This window comes from Burkholderia sp. MSMB1078WGS (assembly GCF_001528895.1).
In the GTDB taxonomy this organism is placed as follows: domain Bacteria; phylum Pseudomonadota; class Gammaproteobacteria; order Burkholderiales; family Burkholderiaceae; genus Burkholderia.
The window spans coordinates 85911-103011 of the sequence record NZ_LPDI01000114.1; the positions used below are offsets into that span (position 1 = coordinate 85911).

The following is a 17101-nucleotide window of genomic DNA, read 5'->3' on the forward strand; positions in this document are numbered from 1 at the left end:
ATTCGGTCGAGGGCGCATGAGCGAAACGGAACGCAAACTTTCCGCACGGCAGGCGTTGACGTCGGCCGACACCGTACCGGCGCGGGCGTTGCCGGCCTATCAGCAGATCAAGCGCTACGTCGTCGAGCGGATCGCGAAGGGCGACTGGAAGCCCGGCGCCGCGATCCCGACCGAGGCCGAGCTGGTCAAGGAATTCGGCGTGGCCCGGATGACGGTGTCGCGCGCGCTGCGCGAACTGACGGCCGAGCGCGTGCTGACGCGCATCCAGGGGGCCGGCACGTTCGTCGAGCGCCGGCATTACGAATCGACGGTGCTGGAGATTCGCAACATCGCGGACGAGATCGCCGAGCGGGGCCATCGGCACAGTGCGCGCGTCCTGCTGATCGAGCGCAGCGTCGATCCGGACGCGATCGATGCGCTCGGCCTGCGCGCCGGGCCCGTGTTTCATTCTCGTATCGTGCATTACGAGGAGGGCGAACCGATCCAGTTCGAGGATCGCTACGTCAATCCGGCGTTGTTTCCCGCGTATCTGGAGCAGGACTTCACGATCGAGACGCCGAATCATTACATGGTGCGCCTGGCACCGATCCAGCGTGCGGAGTTCCGGATCTACGCGGAGAAGCCCAATGCGCAGGTGCGTCGGCATCTCGTGATGGAAATCGGTGAACCGTGCTTGTTGCTGCGACGCCGTACGTGGGTCGGCGAGCAGGTCGCCACGTCGGTCAGGCTGTGGCATCCGGCGTCGCGGTTTCATCTGGCGGGCACGATGTAGGGAAACAGGGCGGGCTTGGGCGGAGCGGACCGTATGCCGCTTCAGCGGGCGATGGCCGATGCAGTCGCATGGGTCGTGATGGAGCCCTGCCGTATCTGCATCGAAAGGCGATACACTGCGCGGGTTGCCGGCGCGCATAAGCGCGACGCCGCCGCGCATCGCGCATCGTCCGGCTCGATTTGACATCTGGCGGCGCCGGCCGTTAAAGTCGCCGACGCGGGGCGGTGGGTCAAGCACACGCCCGGAACAGGCAGCCGATGTTCCAGGACTACGGGGCTACCCCGTGGATCAGATCGATACTCCGATGCGTCGCAAGGGGATCCGTTGCGCGTCGCGCAACGCGGCCCCTCGCAGTACCGGCCACGTTGACTCATCGTCCCGCCCATCTCCATCCATGCATTCATTCCTGCGCGACACCACCCGCACGATTGCCGAGGCGATGCTCGCCGGTCCGCCCGAACGCGACGGCGTCGTCGCCCGGCTGGCCGCCGTGCTCGGCGAAGCGCCGTCGTGGGCGCACGAATGCGCGAACCTCGCGCTCGTCCGCTTCGGCACGCACTGGGCCGATACCGACACCGACGTGCTCGCGGCGGTCCTGGCCGAGGCGCCCGCGTTCGTGCGCGCATGGTATGGCGACCGTCGGCCGGTGATGATCCGCATCGTGCGGCGGCCGCTGGTGCAGCGACCGTTGCCGGCACCGCTCGCCGGCTGCGACGTGCCGCAATGGCCCACGCCCGGCGATCTCGCCGGCTGGCTCGGGGTGAGCACGCCGGAACTCGACTGGCTGTCCGATCATTGGCGCGTCGACGCGCGCGGCAGCGCCTCGCCGCTGCATCACTACACGTACGTCGCGGTCGACAAGCGCAGCGGCGGATGCCGCCTCGTCGAAATCCCGAAGGGGCGGCTGCGCGAAGCGCAACGCCGCATCTTGCACGGGCTGCTCGATCGCATTGCGCCGCACGGCGCGGTACACGGTTTTCGCAAGGGGCACGGGATCGTGTCGTTCGCGGCGCCGCATGCGGATCGCGATGTCGTCGTGCGCTTCGATCTCGCGGATTTCTTCGTGTCGGTGCGCGCCGCGCGCGTCCATGCGCTGTTCGCGACGCTCGGGTATCCGGCCGAAGTCGCGCGTACGCTCACCGGGCTGTGCACCAATCGCGTGCCGTCGGCGCGGCTGCTCGCGCCGGACTTGCGCGACCGGTTCGACTGGATCGGCCGCCAGCGCTATCGCGAACGGCATCTGCCGCAGGGTGCGCCGACGTCGCCGGCGCTCGCGAACCTGTGCGCATTCCGGTTCGACATGCGGCTTGCCGCGCTCGCGCGTTCGCTCGATGCGACCTACACGCGCTATGCGGACGACCTCGCGTTTTCCGGCGGCGGCGCGCTCGCGCGCGACATCGGGCGGTTGCAAGTCCGGGTCGCCGCGATCGCACTCGAGGAAGGCTTCGCGCTGCAATTGCGCAAGACCCGTGTGATGCGGCGCGGCACGCGGCAGCAACTGGCCGGCGTGGTCGTCAATCGTCATCCGAACCTGCCGCGCGACACGTTCGATCGCCTGAAGGCCATCCTGACCAACTGCATCCGGCGCGGCCCGGCGTCGCAGAATCGCGACGCGCATGCGGATTTTCGTGCGCATCTGGCCGGGCGCGTCGCGCATGCGACGGCGCTGAATGCGGCGCGCGGCGCGAAGTTGCGCGCGCTGTTCGACCGGATCGCATGGGAGGCCGGCGGCGCGGACCGCTGAACCGTCGGGCCCGCGTCGATTCCGGTCGGCAACTTCTGCATCGCGACGCCGCGCACTGCTATCATTCGCGCCATGCCGCGCCCGTGCCATGGAGCGGCGAATCATTTGCCGCCACCGCTCGCCCGTGCATGCGAGCGCGGCGTGCCGCCCGCTGCCGGCCTGGTCCTGTCTGTCGGTGACGCACGACGTCGTTTCGTGCGCATCGCGCAAATCATGCCGGCTCAGGTGGACGATTCACCTATTTGACAGCCCCGATCGGTGAAACTTCGTGGTAGGTTCGGCCTTCGGAGCTTTTTGCAAAAACATGCCCAAAGAGGATGAATACATGACCCAGGCCCTGCAGGAACTCGAAGCACAACTTCGGGACCTGAACATCAAGCTGTCAGAGGCAAAGCAGAAGGAGAAGCAAGCTGCGCTCGCGGCTTTCAAGGAACAGGTCGAGCTGTTGGGAATTTCGCAGCAGGAAGTGCTGAGCGCGCTCGGCTACATCGTTCAGCGCAAGCGCAAGGCGCCTGCCAAGTACTACGATCCGTCTACCGGCCGCTCATGGTCGGGGCGCGGCCCACGGCCGAAATGGCTCGATGGCAAGGATCTCGAAGCGCTCGCCGTCGACCGCGGGGCCAAGACCTGGTGGCCGGGGGACGATCAGGGCTGAAGCCCGCCACGCCGCAAGGCCATTCGGCGCCGTCCGGTTCGCGCACGCGGGCCGGACGGCAATCCCCCGCCGGCCGGCCGTCTTTCATCCGGTGTCCGGCCTGATCGCGACATCGCCGGCCTCGCCGCCGCACCGGATCCACGTTTTTCCTTTCCCTTTTCTCTTTTTCCACGCGTTTTCCGCCGTTTTCCCGCCAGCCGTCCGGCCAGCGCGGGCAGGACGCGTCGCCTCCGTCGTTCGCGGGCACAGGCCTTAGAATGTCGCCGGACATTCGTGGCAGGACACCATGGCAGCAAACATGAAATCTTCGGCGCTCGGCGGCCCGTCGGCCCCGCGCGTGGAGCCGGTCGGCGCGTACGCGTGGAAAGCGCTGGCCGGGTCGGCGATCGGCTATGCAATGGACGGCTTCGACCTGCTGATCCTCGGCTTCATGCTGCCGGCGATCGCGGCGGCGCTGCACCTGACGCCCGGGCAGGCCGGCGCGCTGGTCACGTGGACGCTGATCGGCGCGGTCGCGGGCGGCATCGTGTTCGGCGCGCTGAGCGACCGCTACGGGCGCGTGCGCGTGCTGACCTGGACGATCCTGCTGTTCGCGATCTTCACCGGCCTGTGCGCATTCGCGCAAGGCTTCGAGGATCTGCTCGTCTATCGCACCATCGCGGGCATCGGCCTCGGCGGCGAGTTCGGGATCGGCATGGCGCTCGCGGCCGAAGCGTGGCCGGCCGGCAAGCGCGCCCGCGTGTCGTGCTACGTCGCGCTCGGCTGGCAGGCCGGCGTGCTGCTGGCCGCGCTGCTGACGCCGTTTCTGCTACTCCACATCGGCTGGCGCGGCATGTTCGCGGTCGGCGTGCTGCCCGCGCTGCTCGCCTGGGTGATGCGCAACAAGCTGCACGAGCCGGAAGCGTTCGTGCAGCGCGCGACGCAGCCGAAGCCCAACGCGTTCCGCATGCTCGTCGCCGACGGCCGCACCGCGCGCACGAGCCTCGGCATCGTGATCCTGTGTTCGGTCCAGAATTTCGGCTACTACGGAATCGTGATCTGGCTGCCGACCTTCCTGTCGAAGCAGATGGGTTTTTCGCTGACGAAATCGGGGCTGTGGACGGCGGCGACCGTCGTCGGGATGATGATCGGCGTCTGGGTGTTCGGCCAACTGGCCGACCGCATCGGCCGCAAGCCGACGTTCCTGCTGTATCAGCTCGGCTCGGTCGTGACGGTCGTCGCGTATGCGCGGCTGTCGGACCCGACGGCGATGCTGTGGGCCGGCGCGCTGATGGGCATGTTCGTCAACGGGATGGTGGGCGGCTACGGGACACTGATGTCGGAAGGCTATCCGACGGCCGCACGCGCGACCGCGCAGAACGTGCTGTGGAACATCGGCCGCGCGGTCGGCGGCTTCGGTCCGGTCGCGGTCGGCACGCTCGCCGCGCACTACTCGTTCCAGACGGCCATCGCGCTGCTCGCCGGCCTCTACGTGCTCGACATGGTCGCGACGCTGTTCCTGATCCCCGAGCTCAAGGGCGTCGAGCTCGAATGAGCGCGGTGCGAGCACGCGCCGCCACGATTTCACCGGAAACCACGATGCAACGGAACAACAGGACGATCGGCGTGATGGGTTCGGGCAAGGAGCCGTGGCTCGCGTTTTCGGAGCCGCTCGGCGCGTGGCTCGCGCAGGCCGGGTTCAACCTGCTGACGGGCGGCGGGCAGGGCGTGATGCTGGCGGTCGCGCGCGCGTTCGCAGGCGTGCCTGGCCGGGCCGGCCGATCGATCGGCATCCTGCCGACGCAGGCCGATCCGGTCGCGGGCTTCGTGCCGCTCGACGGCTATCCGCATCCGTTCGTCGACATTCCGGTCCTCACGCCGCTGCCGCGCCGTGAGCCGGGCGCGGCGCCAAACACGATCAACCGCAACTACGTGAACGTGCTGAGTAGCGACCTGATCGTCGCGCTGCCCGGCGGGCACGGTACGGCCGAGGAGATTGCGCTCGCGCAGCGCTGGCGCAAGCCGCTCGTCTGCTTCGGGCCGGACGGTGCGTTTCGCTCGCTTGCCGCGGACGCGGTGTGCACGTCGTCGCTCGACGACGTGATCCGGTTCGTCGGCGATACGTTTGCGGCGGAGCAGGCGCAAGCAGGCCGGTAGTTCACGGGATCGCCGCGATTGCTTTCGTCGGGACGCGCGTGTGCGGTGACCGGCCTGCCGGGCGGCCCCGTCGGATAAATCGCTGCGCGGATGTTTCCGGTTTTTTTCCTGCAATTCGCGGGCCGAACCTGTCACGCGGTGCGGGAACGACGGCGACAGGCGACGCGACGGCTGGCCGCCGATCTCAACGGCCGGACGGCCCGGGCCGGCTGAAGCGCTGCTCGATCACCTCGGTCCCCCACTGCGTACCCGGGCACTCGCTCGTCAGCGCAAAACCGAACGACTCGTACAGATGGCGCGCGGCATCGAGCCCCTTGAAAGTGCACAGATAGGTCTCGCGAAACCGGTGATCGTCGACGAAGCGCATCGCCAGCGTCATCAACTGGCGTCCAACGCCCGAGCCGCGCAACGCGTCGTTGACGATGAACCAGCGCAGGTGCGCGACGCCCGTCGCCGGGTCCCCGTCGATCGCGAGCGACGCGAGCGTGCGGCCGTCTTCCTGGCACAGCCACAGCGCCTTGCCGTCGGCCGGCAGCGCGCCCGCGAACGCGGCCAGCTCGGTCGCCACGCGTTGTTCGAAGAAGGCGCCGAAACCCCAGTGTTCCGCGTAGAAGCGTGCATGCAGGCTGGCGATGTCGCCGATGCAGCCCGGCTGGTAGCCCTCGCGAATCGACGGCGCGTCGGCGGGCGCGACGGGCGCCCTGACCGCGTTGTCCTGGGCGAGTGCATCGGCATACAGCGCGAGCGAACGCAGCAGCGCCTGCTGGTCGGCCGGCATCATGCGGCGCAGCGCATTCGACACCTGGTCGGTCGCGAACGTGTCGATTCGTTTACGAAGCTTTTTGCCTTCGGCGGTGAGGTACAGCTCGATCGCGCGCGCATCCTCGCTCGACACGCGCCGCTCCACGATCCCGGCCGCTTCGAGTCGCGCGAGTTGCCGGCTCGTGTTCGATTTGTCGAGCCGCAGGATGGCGCCGAGATCCTTCGCGTTGATGCCGGGTGCCATCCCGATCTCGAGGATCGCGTGCACGGCCGACGGCGCCCAGTCGCTGTCGGCCAGCGTCGCCCGCATGAAGCCGAGCTCGCGCACCAGTTTGCGCGAGAAGTCGCGCAGCTCGAGGATGGTCGCGTCGCGCGGCTTGGCCGGCGCGTCGATGAGGTCCATGAACGGCTCCTGAAAGTTGCGTATCGCAATCAATAATAGTTGCGGGTCGCAACCTTGGCAAGGCGGATTTTGAGAGGGCGCCGTTTTTTTCGGGGTGGGGCTTCCGTGCGGTCGACGGTCGCGCGGGTGAGATGCGGGCGACGAACCGGGACGGGGGCGACTGGTATCGAAGCGGATGGCCGGGCGTGGAGAAGCGGCCGCATACTGGGCGGAGCGGGCCACCCGCAAGCAGGGCGTCGACCGATCGTCGATCGACGACTGCGGACCACGGAGATCACCATGAACAAGCTGTTACCGATGACGATCGCGTTGCTTGCCGGGGGCGGTATCGGGCCGGCGCCGCTCAACGCGGCCGACACCATGGATGCGCCGCCGTGCAGCGCCGCGCATTCGGCGGCTCGGGGTGAAGGGGGCGCCGCGATGCCGGGCGCGTCGGTTCGCAGCTTCTCGACCGCCGGCTGTTCGGGCGCGGTGTTGCAGGGCGACCGGGCCACTGCGACCGTCGACGGCGACAAGATCGAGTTGCGCGACGGCGTCGTCTATGTGAACGGCCGGTCCTACGGCGCGCTCGCGCCTGGGCAGACGGTCGAATACGAGGCCGCGCGCGAGCGGCGCACGTTGAAGGTCGACGGAAAGATCCGTGCGCCGCTGCGCTGACGTTTGCCGGTTCGGCACGCCGGCATGGGGTTTCCCGATCGGCGTGCGTCGGGCCGTACGACAGCCGATCGCTCGTGTCGATTCAATTCAATTCCCGATTCGTTTCGGGCTACCGATTTTTCGACGCACGATCCGAACGAACACGATCGTCGTTTTCTGCAACGGGCGGCATCGATTCGGTTCGTTTCCCGAGACCGGTGCGACGAAGCGCCGGCCCGGGCGCGACTCAGGGCGTGGCGACCGCGGCCGCCGCATCGGCCGGACTGCCCGGCGGCTGGCCGGTTTGCCGGCGCGACCGGCCAGAGCTCAGGTATGCGGCGATCGAATCCTGCGTGATCTCGCCGAGCCATGCCCCGTCGGCGTCGAGCACCGGCATCCACGACACACTGTACTGGTACATCTTCGACAGCACGATGCGCAGGTTGTCGTCCGCCGCGACGCCGGCCGGGAACGGCGTCACGCGTTCGCCGCACACGCCGCCGTCGGTGCGTGCCGCGCGGCGCGTCACGTAGCCGAGCGCCCGGCCCGCGTCGTCGAGCACGGTCAGGTAGCGGCAGTCGGTTTCGTCCATCACCGCCAGCGCGTGGGCGAGCGGTGTATCGACGCGCGCCGTTTCGGGCTGCGTCGCGGCGTCGCCAGCCTTCACGAGCAGCAGGCGCTTGAGCGTGCTGTCCTGACCGACGAACTGCGCGACGAACTCGTCGCGCGGGCGGGCGAGCAGCGTGTCGGGGTGATCGTACTGAACGAGCTGGCCGCGCCGGAACACGGCGATGCGATCGCCCAGCTTGATCGCTTCGTCGATGTCGTGGCTCACCATGATCACGGTCTTGTTCAGTTGCCGCTGCATCTGGAAGAACTCGTTCTGGATCGATTCGCGATTGATCGGATCGACCGCGCCGAACGGCTCGTCCATCAGCAGCACGGGCGGATCGGCGGCCAGCGCGCGAATCACGCCGATGCGCTGCTGCTGCCCGCCCGACAACTCGCGCGGATAGCGTTTCAGGTACAGCTTCGGATCGAGCGCGACCATCGACATCAGGTCGCGCGCGCGTTCGGCGCAGCGCTTCTTGTCCCAGCCGAGCAGGCGCGGCACGACGGTGATGTTCTCCTCGATCGTCATGTTCGGGAACAGCCCGATCTGCTGGATCACGTAGCCGATGTGGCGCCGCAGGTCGACTTCGTCCAGTTGCGCCGTATCCTCGCCGTTGATGAGCACGCGGCCCGACGTCGCGGGGATCAACCGGTTGATCATCTTGAGCGTGGTGGTCTTGCCGCAGCCCGACGGGCCGAGGAACACGCAGATTTCCCCTTCGGGCACCGACAGGCTCACGGAGTCGACCGCGCGCACGGCCTGGCCGTCCTTGCGTGTGAAGGTCTTGGTCAGTTTGTCGAGTTCGATCATGTCTTCTGCACTCCCTTCGGTGTCAATGCACGTTGCAGCATCTGCAGCAGCCGGTCGGCGACGATCGCGAGCAGGCTCACGAGCACCGCGCCCACCAGTAGTTTCATCATGCTGCTCTGCCCGATCGCACGCAGGATCAGCGTGCCGAGGCCGCCCGCGCCGATCACGGCGGCGATCGTCATCACGCCGATGTTCATCACGACGGCGGTGCGCACGCCCGCGAGAATCACGGGCACCGCCAGCGGCAAGTCGACGAGACGCAGGCGCTGCCACGACGTCATGCCGATGCCGGTGCCGGCTTCCTTGATCCCCGCATCCACGTTGTGCAATGCGAGGTAGGTGTTGCGCATGATCGGCAGCAGCGAGTAGAGGAACACGGCGGTGATCGCGGGCGCGGCGCCGATGCCCTGGCCGAAGCGCGAGAAGAACGGGATCATCAGGCCGAACAGCGCGATGGACGGCAGCGTGAGCACGAGCGTGGCGAGGCCGAGCAGCGGCCCGGCCAGCCAGTCGTGACGATTGATCAGGATACCGAGCGGTACGCCGGCGACGATCGCGCAACCCACGGCGATCGCGACGAGCCATACGTGCTGCAGCGTGAGCTGCAGCAGCTCGGGCCAGCTCGAAGCGAGATAGTCGAATACGCTCATCGGTCCTCCTTCAAGGTAGCGGGTGGGCGCGCAGGAACGCATCGGCGACGTCGCGCGGCGATCGGCCGTCGAGGTCGACCGCCTTGGCCATCGCCCGCATCGCGTCGTTGTCGAGCACGGCCGACAGTGCGTTGAGTTGCGTCGCGAGCTTCGGATTGCGCTCCAGCGTGGCCTTGCGGACCACGGGCGTCGCGTTGTACGGCGGGAAGAAGTGCCTGTCGTCCTCGAGCGGCACGATGCCGAAGCCCTTCACGCGTCCGTCGGTCGTGTAGACGAGCCCGATCTGCAACTGGTCGTTGTGCAGGGCCGTATAGACGAGCCCCGGATCCATCTGTTTCAGTTGGGCGCGGCTGAACTGCATGCCGTAGGCGGCGAGCAGCGGCTTCAGGCCGTCGGGGCGGTTCGCGAATTCCGCGTCCATGCCGAATACGTAATGCTTCGCGGCCGGATCGGTCTTCAGGTGCGCGGCGAGCTGCGACACCGTCCGGATGCCGGTAGCCTGCGCGAGCCGGCTCGGCAGGCCGATCGCGTAGGTGTCGTTGAGCGGCGAAGCATCGAGCCACACGAGCCCGCGCGGCACGTCGAGCGCCTTGACGCGCCGGTACATTTCGTCGGGCGACAGCTTGTCCTGGATCTTGTTGTAGACGAGCGCCGCAGTGCCCGTGTAATCCCACATCAGGTCGAACTGGCCGTTCTCCAGCGCGCTGCGTGCGAGCGTACTGCCGAGGCCGGCGCGGACTTCGACGTCATAGCCGCGCGAGCGCAGGTATTGCGACGTGAGTTCCGCCAGCACGTATTGCTCGGTGAAGTTCTTCGCGCCCAGCACGAGCTTCGCGGCGAATGCCGGAGTGCCGGCTGCGACGCACAGCGCGCCGGCGATGCCTAGCCGCGCGATCGATCGAAGGATGCGTCGAAGCGTCATGCGGCGCCTCCGTGGCGTGCGAGCCAGTGACGGCTGCCGGCCGCGACGACGCCGTCCAGCACCAGTGCGAGGATCGCGGTGAGCGACGCGCCGAGCAGCAGCAGCGGCTGGTTGTCGAGGTAAATGCCGGGGAAGATCAGCGAGCCGAGACTGTCCGCGCCGATCAGATACGCGAGCGGTGCCGTCCCGACATTGATCGCGAGCGCGGTGCGCACGCCGCCGACGATGATCGGCAGCGCGTGGGGCAGTTCCACGCGGACCAGCGACTGCCAGCCGGTCATGCCGATGCCCTTGGCGGCTTCGCGCAGCGCGGCCGGCACGTTCTTCATGCCTTCGTACGCATTGCGCGTGACGGGCAGGAGCGACGCGAGGAACAGCGCGACGATCGCGGGCACGTCGCCGATGCCGAAGATGCCGAGCGCGATGGCCAGCACGGCGAGCGACGGGATCGTGTTGCCGATGTTGAAGACCTGCATGAAGCGCTCGGCCTGATGCCGGAATCGCGGCCGGCTCAGCAGCACGCCGGCCGGCACGCCCACGGCAATGGCCAGTGTCATCGAATAGACGACCAGCAGCATGTGCTGGCCCGCGTAGTAGGCGAGATCGTCCGAGCGCTGATGGAACGTTTCGGCGCCGATGCCGCGCGCCAATGCCCATCCCGCTGCGACGATTGCCACCAGGCTGCCCACCAGTTGGACAGTGCGTCGAGTCATGAAGATACGCCTCCTCAATCCGGTGCGGCGCGCGCACGCGCACGCCGCGATGACGCCGAATGGCGTCGCGATGGAAGTTCGTGATCCCGGCATGGCCGCGATTGAACTGACGGAAACAGTGCTGCCGGCTGCACCGAGATGCGGCTGGCGGTCGGGTGAACGCGACGACGCGTTCGTCTGATTGTCAGGTTCAGCCCGGCGGCGCCGTAACGGCGAGGCGCGTTCGAGCAGGGCGCCGCCTTGCGAAGGCGGCATGGATGCGGGCGGCTCGATGCCGACCGCTGGGGCCGGTGGCCCCTTTGACGTGGCGAAACGGATGCATGCGCACCGAAGTGCGAAATGACATCACGTTGCGCACGAGATCATGCGTTTTGTGATGAAGTTGAGGCGAGTATAGAGCAATCAAATAATTGCGTCTACCGTGGGGAACGATCGCGGCGATGCGTCGCCGGTCGTGCGATGGGGAAGCGCGACGTGCATGGAAATTGATTCGAAGGCCGAATCAATTGGTAAAGCCGTCGTCGTGGTGCGCGCGTGTCGCTCATGTTGGTCGGCAGTCGCACGATCGACGGGCTGACGGAAACGGGGCGCAAGATGCCGGGCGCGCGCGCTTTCGGGCATCATGCGATGGCGCCGGCCCGTCGGGCAGCAGGGTCGGGCAATCCATTGCGTCCGCAACCGATCCGGAGAACCGACCGCCATGCATTCGAATCCCTTCCGCCTGCGCAGCGCGCGCCTGCTCGCCGCGCTGGCCCTCGCCACGACGGCCGTTGCCGTACACGCCGCCGACTGGATCGTGTCCGGCAACGACGGCAAGTACCAGCGCGTCGAGGGTCGCGACACCTATCTGCCGTCCCCGCCCGCGGATACGCTGACGCTGCTCGACGCGAGCACCTTCCCGCCGAAGGTCGCGCTGCAGGTCGACGTCGAGAACGGCATCCAGGGGCCGCCGCAGGCCGTCGCGATCACGCCCGACGCGAAGCTCGCGCTCGTCGGTGCGCCGACGCGCTATGACACGGCCGCGAAGCAGCTCGTGCTCGACACGTTCCTGCAGGTCGTGAATCTCGACACCGTGCCGCCCGCGATTACGCGCGTCGAGCTCGGCACGCATCCGCAAGGGATCGCGATCGACCGCTCGGGCCGGCTCGCGCTCGTCGCCAACGTCGACGGCAGCGTGTCGATCCTGCGCATCGACGGCACGCACGTGACGCTCGATGGCACCCTGAAAATCGGCAAGAAGCGGCTGGCCGGGATCAGCTTCACGCACGACGGCAAGCATGCGCTCGTGTCGCTGCGTGACGAGCAGGGCATCGCAGTGCTGAACGTCGACGACGGCAAGGTAACCGACAGCGGCACGCGCCTGAGCACGGGCGTTGCGCCGTACACGATCGACGTGTCGAGCGACAACCGCTGGGCCGTCGTCAGCAACGTCGGGCTCGCCGGGCTGCCGGGTTACGCCGGCACGCTCGCGGGCGACGCCGATTCGGTCGCGTTGATCGACGTATCGCGCGTGCCGTTCCGCACGGTCCAGTATTTGACGGTGCCGTCGCTGCCGGAAGGCGTCGCGATTTCGCCGAACGGAAAGTGGATCGCCGTGCAGGCGATGGACGGCTCGAACCTGACGGCCGACAACCCGGGCCGCCACAAGCTCGGCAAGGTACTGCTGTTCGAAATCCGCGACGGGCAGGCCGTGAAGGTGAGCGAGGCGCCGGGCGGCGAAGCCGCGCAGGGCATCGTGTTTACCGCCGACAGCCGGCACGTGATCGTGCAGTTCAACGTCGAACGGCAGCTTGCGCTGTATGCAGTCGAGGGCGGCAAGCTGCGTGATACGGGCAAGCGGATCGCGCTGACGGGCGGGCCGTCTTCGTTGAGGACGCTGCCGCGCTGACGGGCGATCGCAGGCGCTGTTCACTCACGGCTTGTCGATCGGCCACGAGATGGCGGAAAACATCGTCGCGCGGCTCGACGAAGCGTTGTCGATCGCGCAAGCCGGCGACGCGTGCACGAGAATGCCGGGGAATGAAGCGCCCGATACGGCCGCACCGGGCAGCACGGCCGCGCGGTCACGGACGCAGCAGATCGAACCCGCCGAATACCACGACACCGCTGAGCACGATCATCGCGACGGAGTGCTGGCCGAAGTAGAGAATCGCGGCGGCGAGCCACGTCGTGATGCAGAAGGCGCCGATGCGGGCCATCGTGTGTTCCTCGAATGCGTGATGAAGTGAATGCGTGCCGCGCGGCGTTTGCCGCTCGAGCGGTGAGCGAGGCGTGCACGCAAGCGACGGAAAAGGCGACCCGGGAAGCCGCGGTGGCGGCGTCGACACACGTTGCATGCCGGCCGGGAGTCGAAGCCGGCGATATCACGCGGTCGGGTCTGGAATAGACATCCGACATGCGCGTTCCGCGCCGACGAAGCGCCGATTTTACCAGCGCCATCGTGCCGCCAATCTGGCCCTTTCGCGATCAATTGCGGTCATCATCCGGCAATCCACCCGACCCCCGATATTCAAGTTTCGTGTGACGAATGCCGTCAACAATTGAAAGGCGATTCTCGCCCCTGTCATTTCGCTTACCGACGACACACGGACCGACACGATGCAGATCGATTTCTCCACGACCCCGCAATTCCCGCTCGCGGACAGCGGCGTGACCGCGAACCCGCCCGCCGCGACGTCGTCCACCGGTGGCGCGACGGATGCCGCGAGCGCCACGGGTTCGACCGGCACTTCCGGCACCACCGGCACGAAGGAGTCGACGGGCGCCACCGGCGCCGCGCCCGGCACGGCGGGCGCATCGTCGCAAGACCCGGCAGTCGCCCAGTTGAAGGCGCTGATCGAGCGGCTGCAAAAGCAGCTCGCGACGTTGGAGCGGCAGATGGCCACCGCGGCCCAGCGTGCGAAGGACGACCCGGCCGCGGCCGTCGAACAGCAGTCGCTGAGTGCGGAAGCCAGCGCGATTTCAGCCGCGCTGGCGACGGCGATCTCGCAACTTGCCGCGGCGCTCGAAAAATCCGGCGGCTCGCCGTCGGGCGGGCTGGTGTCGACGCAGGCCTGAGCGGCGACGGCGGCGTCGGCCGCACGCATTACAATCGCAAGCGCGTCTCCCTCTCGAGGACGGCTGAACGATGAATGCGGAATTCGACGACGACGAACTCCTTCGCTTCGACGCGCACGGCGGCACGCCGCTGCCGGCGGCCGATGCCGAAGGATGGATCGACCACGACGGTGCGCGTATCCGGCATGCGTCGTTCGGCCAGGGGCCGGCGGTCGTGCTGCTGCACGGCGGCCTCGGCCATGGCGGCAACTGGGGCAACCAGGTACCGGCGCTGCTCGCGGCCGGCTACCGCGCGATCGTGATCGACAGTCGCGGCCACGGCCGCAGCACGCGCGACGACCGACCCTATTCGTACGAACGCATGGCATCCGACGTGCTGGCCGTGCTCGATGCGCTGCAGGTCGACCGTGCGCGCTTCGTCGGCTGGAGCGACGGCGCATGCATCGCGCTCGTGCTGGCTGCCCGCGCACCGGAACGCGCGGCCGGCGTGTTCTTCTTCGCGTGCAACATGGATCCGGGCGGCACGAAGGACATGGTGCCGAGCCCGCTGATCGACCGTTGTTTCGCGCGACATCGCAAGGACTATGCGCAACTGTCCGCGACACCGGACCAGTTCGACGCGTTCGTGGCCGCCGTCAGCGAAATGATGCGCACGCAACCGAATTACAGCGCGCAGGATCTCGCGGCGATCGCCGTGCCGGTTGCGATCGTGCAGGGCGAGCACGACGAATTCATCCGGCCCGAGCATGCGGCGTACCTCGCGCGAACGATCCCCGGCGCGACGCTGACGATCCTGCCCGGCGTGAGCCATTTCGCGCCGCTGCAGCGGCCCGCGCGGTTCAACGCGGCGATGCTGGCGTTTCTCGACCGGCTGCCGGGGTGACGCACGCACGGGCCGCCGACGCGCAGGCGTGCGTCGGCCGCGTTCTCGCATGTCGAGCGCCATCGCGCAGGTGACGCGTTGCAGTTGTCGGGCGAGCCGCGTGCCGGCGCGCGAGCGCAGGAATTCGGCGAGCACGCGTTCGCGGGCGATCGGCTGCATGTGCCCGGATTCGATGCCGTCAAAACCGACCGGTTTTCCTGAAAAACAGGCATGCGGCGCCGACGGAGTCGCGGCCCCGTCCGGCATGTCGCGTACCTCATAAGTTTTTCTTTCGGCTCGCGCAACATATCGTCGATTGTTGGCGGCCGGGCGGTAGCGGATAGTCCTGCTTCGACAGGCCGGCCGCCGTCCGCTCCGCGCGGCGCGGCCAGATCTGTTGTCCATGCAACCATCTGGAATCGAAAGGAACCGCACTCATGCGATTCAATGCGACACGCTTCGCCGCGACCCTGTTCGTCGCCGCATGCGCGACCGCCGCGGCCGGTCGTGCGGCCGCCGTCACGCAGGACGACCTCCACGACACCGTCACCCGCCATATCGCGCCGCTGATGAAGCAGTATGCGATCCCCGGCATGGCGGTCGGCATCGTCGCCGGCGGCAAGCCCTACGTGTTCGACTACGGCGTGATGTCGAAGCAAACCGGCAAGCCGGTGACCGGCGACACGCTGTTCGAAATCGGTTCGGTGAGCAAGACGCTGACCGCGACGCTCGCCGCCGACGCGCAGGAGGGCGGCGAATTGTCGCTCGCGGACCCCGTGGCCAAATATCTGCCCGAGGTGCAGGGCAAGCCGTTCGGCGTCGTGACGCTGCTCCAGCTCGGCACGCACACGCCCGGCGGGACGCCGCTGCAGGTACCGGACAGCATTCGCGACGACGCGGGCCTGATCCGCTATCTCGACGCGTGGCGGCCCGACTATGCGCCTGGTACGCAGCGCAAGTATTCGAACGTCGCGATCGGCATGCTCGGCTGGCTCACCGCGAAGGCGATGCACCAGGATTTCGCGACGCTGATGGAGCAGCGGCTCTTTCCCGCGCTCGGGATGACGCATACCTACATCGACGTGCCCGACGCGCGCATGGCCGACTATGCGCAGGGCTACACGAAGGACGGCAAGCCGACCCGGATGACGCAAGGCATGCTGTGGCAGCAGGCGTACGGCGTGCGGACCACGGCGGCCGACCTGCTGCGCTTCGTGCAGGCGAACATGGGGATGATCCAGACCGCGCCGCGCCTGCAGCGCGCGATCGAACGCACGCATACCGGCTACTTCCGCGCAGGCCCGCTGACGCAGGATTTGATCTGGGAACAGTATCCGTACCCGGTCGCGCTGCCCACGCTGCTCGCGGGCAATGCGCCGAAGATGCTGTTCGATGCGGTGCCGGCCAGCGCGATCCAGCCGCCGCTTGCGCCAAACCCTGCGACCTGGATCAACAAGACGGGTTCGACTGGCGGCTTCAGCACGTATGTCGCGTTCGTTCCCGCGAAGCGGATCGCGATCGTGATGCTTGCGAACGGCAGCGTGCCGATCGAGGACCGCGTGAAGGTCGCCTACCGGATCCTCGGATCGCTCGGCGACGGGCGGTAAGGTCGCCGCGCCCGCCGCGTCGGGAAATGCTTATGATGGGCGGGCAATCGCGTGCGCGGCGGGCGACGCACCGGGCGACGGAGGAGAACCGATTGAGCATCGCATGGGACGGAATCACGGGCGCCGACGTGCTCGACGACGCGCAACTGGCGAGCAGGCACGCATTGGCCGATGCGGCGCGCGACGGCGCATGGGCGACACTGATCGAGCGTGTCGCGCAACAGCCCGCGCTCGTCAACGCGACGCGCCCGGAAGGCACGTCGCTATACGCGCCGCTGCATCAGGCCGCGTATGGCGGCGCGCCGCAGGAGGTCGTCGCGGAATTGCTGCGGCTCGGCGCATGGCGCATGCTGCGCGATGCGCGAGGCGAGCGTGCGGTCGACATTGCCGCGTCGCGCGGGCATCGGCATCTGGTCGCGCTGTTGACGCCGCAGCCGCGGCGCGTCGTGCCCGACGGCACGCTGCGCGCCATCCAGCGTCATTTCCACGACATGATCGGTGGCCGCATCGCGCACCTGCGGGTCGACGCACTGCGTTTTCCCGAACTCGAACCGCTGCTCGAATTCGACGCGCAAGCCGGGCGCATGTGGTTCGCGGTGCCTGGCATGTACGGCGGATTCGGTTACGCGCTGCGCACCGACGGCGATGCCGCGGTGCTCGTGTCCGAGAGCTGGAGCCGCGTGGTCGGCGGCTCGGGCCAGCGGCACGAGATCACGGCCCACGGCTGCACGCTGGTCGAAGAGGGTTTCGTCTGATCCG

18 protein-coding genes are annotated in these 17101 nt (G+C 67.9%); 12 read left to right on the forward strand and 6 right to left on the reverse strand.

The features are described from left to right. The first annotated feature begins 16 nt into the window (after positions 1-16). The 5 genes from hutC to WT24_RS30970 all read left to right on the forward strand — a co-directional run bounded on the left by hutC (position 17) and on the right by WT24_RS30970 (position 5307). Entirely contained in the window at positions 17-772 is a 756-nt protein-coding gene (gene hutC / locus WT24_RS30950) for a histidine utilization repressor (protein WP_060037036.1), read from the forward strand. A 394-nt stretch (positions 773-1166) separates the two neighbouring features. Beyond that, positions 1167-2516 (forward strand): reverse transcriptase family protein, encoded by a 1350-nt coding sequence (locus WT24_RS30955; protein WP_060037038.1) that lies wholly within the window; start codon positions 1167-1169, stop codon positions 2514-2516. Between the two features lie 325 nt (positions 2517-2841). Further along, positions 2842-3171 carry an H-NS family nucleoid-associated regulatory protein gene (locus WT24_RS30960; protein WP_034208901.1) on the forward strand — a complete coding sequence of 110 codons (330 nt, stop codon included), beginning with the start codon at positions 2842-2844 and terminating at the stop codon, positions 3169-3171. A 286-nt stretch (positions 3172-3457) separates the two neighbouring features. Then, on the forward strand, positions 3458-4705 hold the full coding sequence (locus WT24_RS30965) for an MFS transporter (protein WP_060037040.1): 1248 nt from the start codon (positions 3458-3460) through the stop codon (positions 4703-4705). Next, entirely contained in the window at positions 4702-5307 is a 606-nt protein-coding gene (locus WT24_RS30970; RefSeq protein ID WP_060037043.1) for a hypothetical protein, read from the forward strand. Before WT24_RS30965 ends, WT24_RS30970 begins: the two co-directional genes overlap by 4 nt. Before the next feature lie 184 nt (positions 5308-5491). Here WT24_RS30970 and WT24_RS30975 read toward each other — a convergent pair whose 3' ends face one another. Continuing rightward, on the reverse strand, positions 5492-6472 hold the full coding sequence (locus WT24_RS30975) for a helix-turn-helix domain-containing GNAT family N-acetyltransferase (RefSeq protein ID WP_060037044.1): 981 nt from the start codon (positions 6470-6472) through the stop codon (positions 5492-5494). 297 nt (positions 6473-6769) lie between these two features. On the opposite strand from WT24_RS30975, the gene WT24_RS30980 reads away from it, so the two are divergent. Next, entirely contained in the window at positions 6770-7129 is a 360-nt protein-coding gene (locus tag WT24_RS30980) for a sugar ABC transporter ATPase (RefSeq protein ID WP_257127587.1), read from the forward strand. Positions 7130-7355: 226 nt separating this feature from the next. Here the strand turns inward: WT24_RS30980 and WT24_RS30985 are convergent, their stop codons facing one another. From WT24_RS30985 to WT24_RS31000, 4 genes are read right to left on the reverse strand one after another with little or no spacing between them, the layout of a single operon-like run. Continuing rightward, positions 7356-8531, reverse strand: coding sequence for an ABC transporter ATP-binding protein (locus tag WT24_RS30985; RefSeq protein WP_059498734.1), 1176 nt, complete (start codon positions 8529-8531; stop codon positions 7356-7358). Further along, positions 8528-9181 (reverse strand): ABC transporter permease, encoded by a 654-nt coding sequence (locus WT24_RS30990; protein ID WP_034208907.1) that lies wholly within the window; start codon positions 9179-9181, stop codon positions 8528-8530. The genes WT24_RS30985 and WT24_RS30990 overlap by 4 nt, the downstream gene beginning before the upstream one ends. Positions 9182-9191: 10 nt before the next feature. After that, complete coding sequence (locus tag WT24_RS30995) at positions 9192-10103, reverse strand: glycine betaine ABC transporter substrate-binding protein (RefSeq protein WP_060037048.1); 912 nt, start codon at positions 10101-10103, stop codon at positions 9192-9194. After that, complete coding sequence (locus tag WT24_RS31000) at positions 10100-10816, reverse strand: ABC transporter permease (protein ID WP_060037050.1); 717 nt, start codon at positions 10814-10816, stop codon at positions 10100-10102. Before WT24_RS31000 ends, WT24_RS30995 begins: the two co-directional genes overlap by 4 nt. Between WT24_RS31000 and WT24_RS31005 the strand changes: the two genes are divergently transcribed. Continuing rightward, positions 10803-10997: a hypothetical protein gene (locus tag WT24_RS31005; protein WP_257127588.1), complete on the forward strand. Its 195-nt coding sequence runs from the start codon at positions 10803-10805 to the stop codon at positions 10995-10997. The genes WT24_RS31000 and WT24_RS31005 overlap by 14 nt on opposite strands. A 519-nt stretch (positions 10998-11516) precedes the next feature. Then, entirely contained in the window at positions 11517-12704 is a 1188-nt protein-coding gene (locus WT24_RS31010) for a YncE family protein (protein WP_060037052.1), read from the forward strand. A 175-nt stretch (positions 12705-12879) separates the two neighbouring features. On the opposite strand, the gene WT24_RS35535 is transcribed toward WT24_RS31010, so the two are convergent. Then, on the reverse strand, positions 12880-13014 hold the full coding sequence (locus WT24_RS35535; RefSeq protein ID WP_006767081.1) for a hypothetical protein: 135 nt from the start codon (positions 13012-13014) through the stop codon (positions 12880-12882). 400 nt (positions 13015-13414) lie between these two features. On the opposite strand from WT24_RS35535, the gene WT24_RS31015 reads away from it, so the two are divergent. From WT24_RS31015 to WT24_RS31030, 4 genes are all read left to right on the forward strand, one after another. Next, positions 13415-13873: a hypothetical protein gene (locus tag WT24_RS31015; RefSeq protein WP_059498729.1), complete on the forward strand. Its 459-nt coding sequence runs from the start codon at positions 13415-13417 to the stop codon at positions 13871-13873. A 70-nt stretch (positions 13874-13943) separates the two neighbouring features. Beyond that, positions 13944-14756 carry an alpha/beta fold hydrolase gene (locus WT24_RS31020; RefSeq protein ID WP_059790164.1) on the forward strand — a complete coding sequence of 271 codons (813 nt, stop codon included), beginning with the start codon at positions 13944-13946 and terminating at the stop codon, positions 14754-14756. 416 nt (positions 14757-15172) lie between these two features. Continuing rightward, positions 15173-16342, forward strand: a complete 1170-nt coding sequence (ampC, locus tag WT24_RS31025) for a class C beta-lactamase (protein ID WP_060037054.1) — start codon at positions 15173-15175, stop codon at positions 16340-16342. Positions 16343-16434: 92 nt separating this feature from the next. Then, complete coding sequence (locus WT24_RS31030; protein ID WP_060037135.1) at positions 16435-17097, forward strand: ankyrin repeat domain-containing protein; 663 nt, start codon at positions 16435-16437, stop codon at positions 17095-17097. Positions 17098-17101 lie beyond the last annotated feature (4 nt).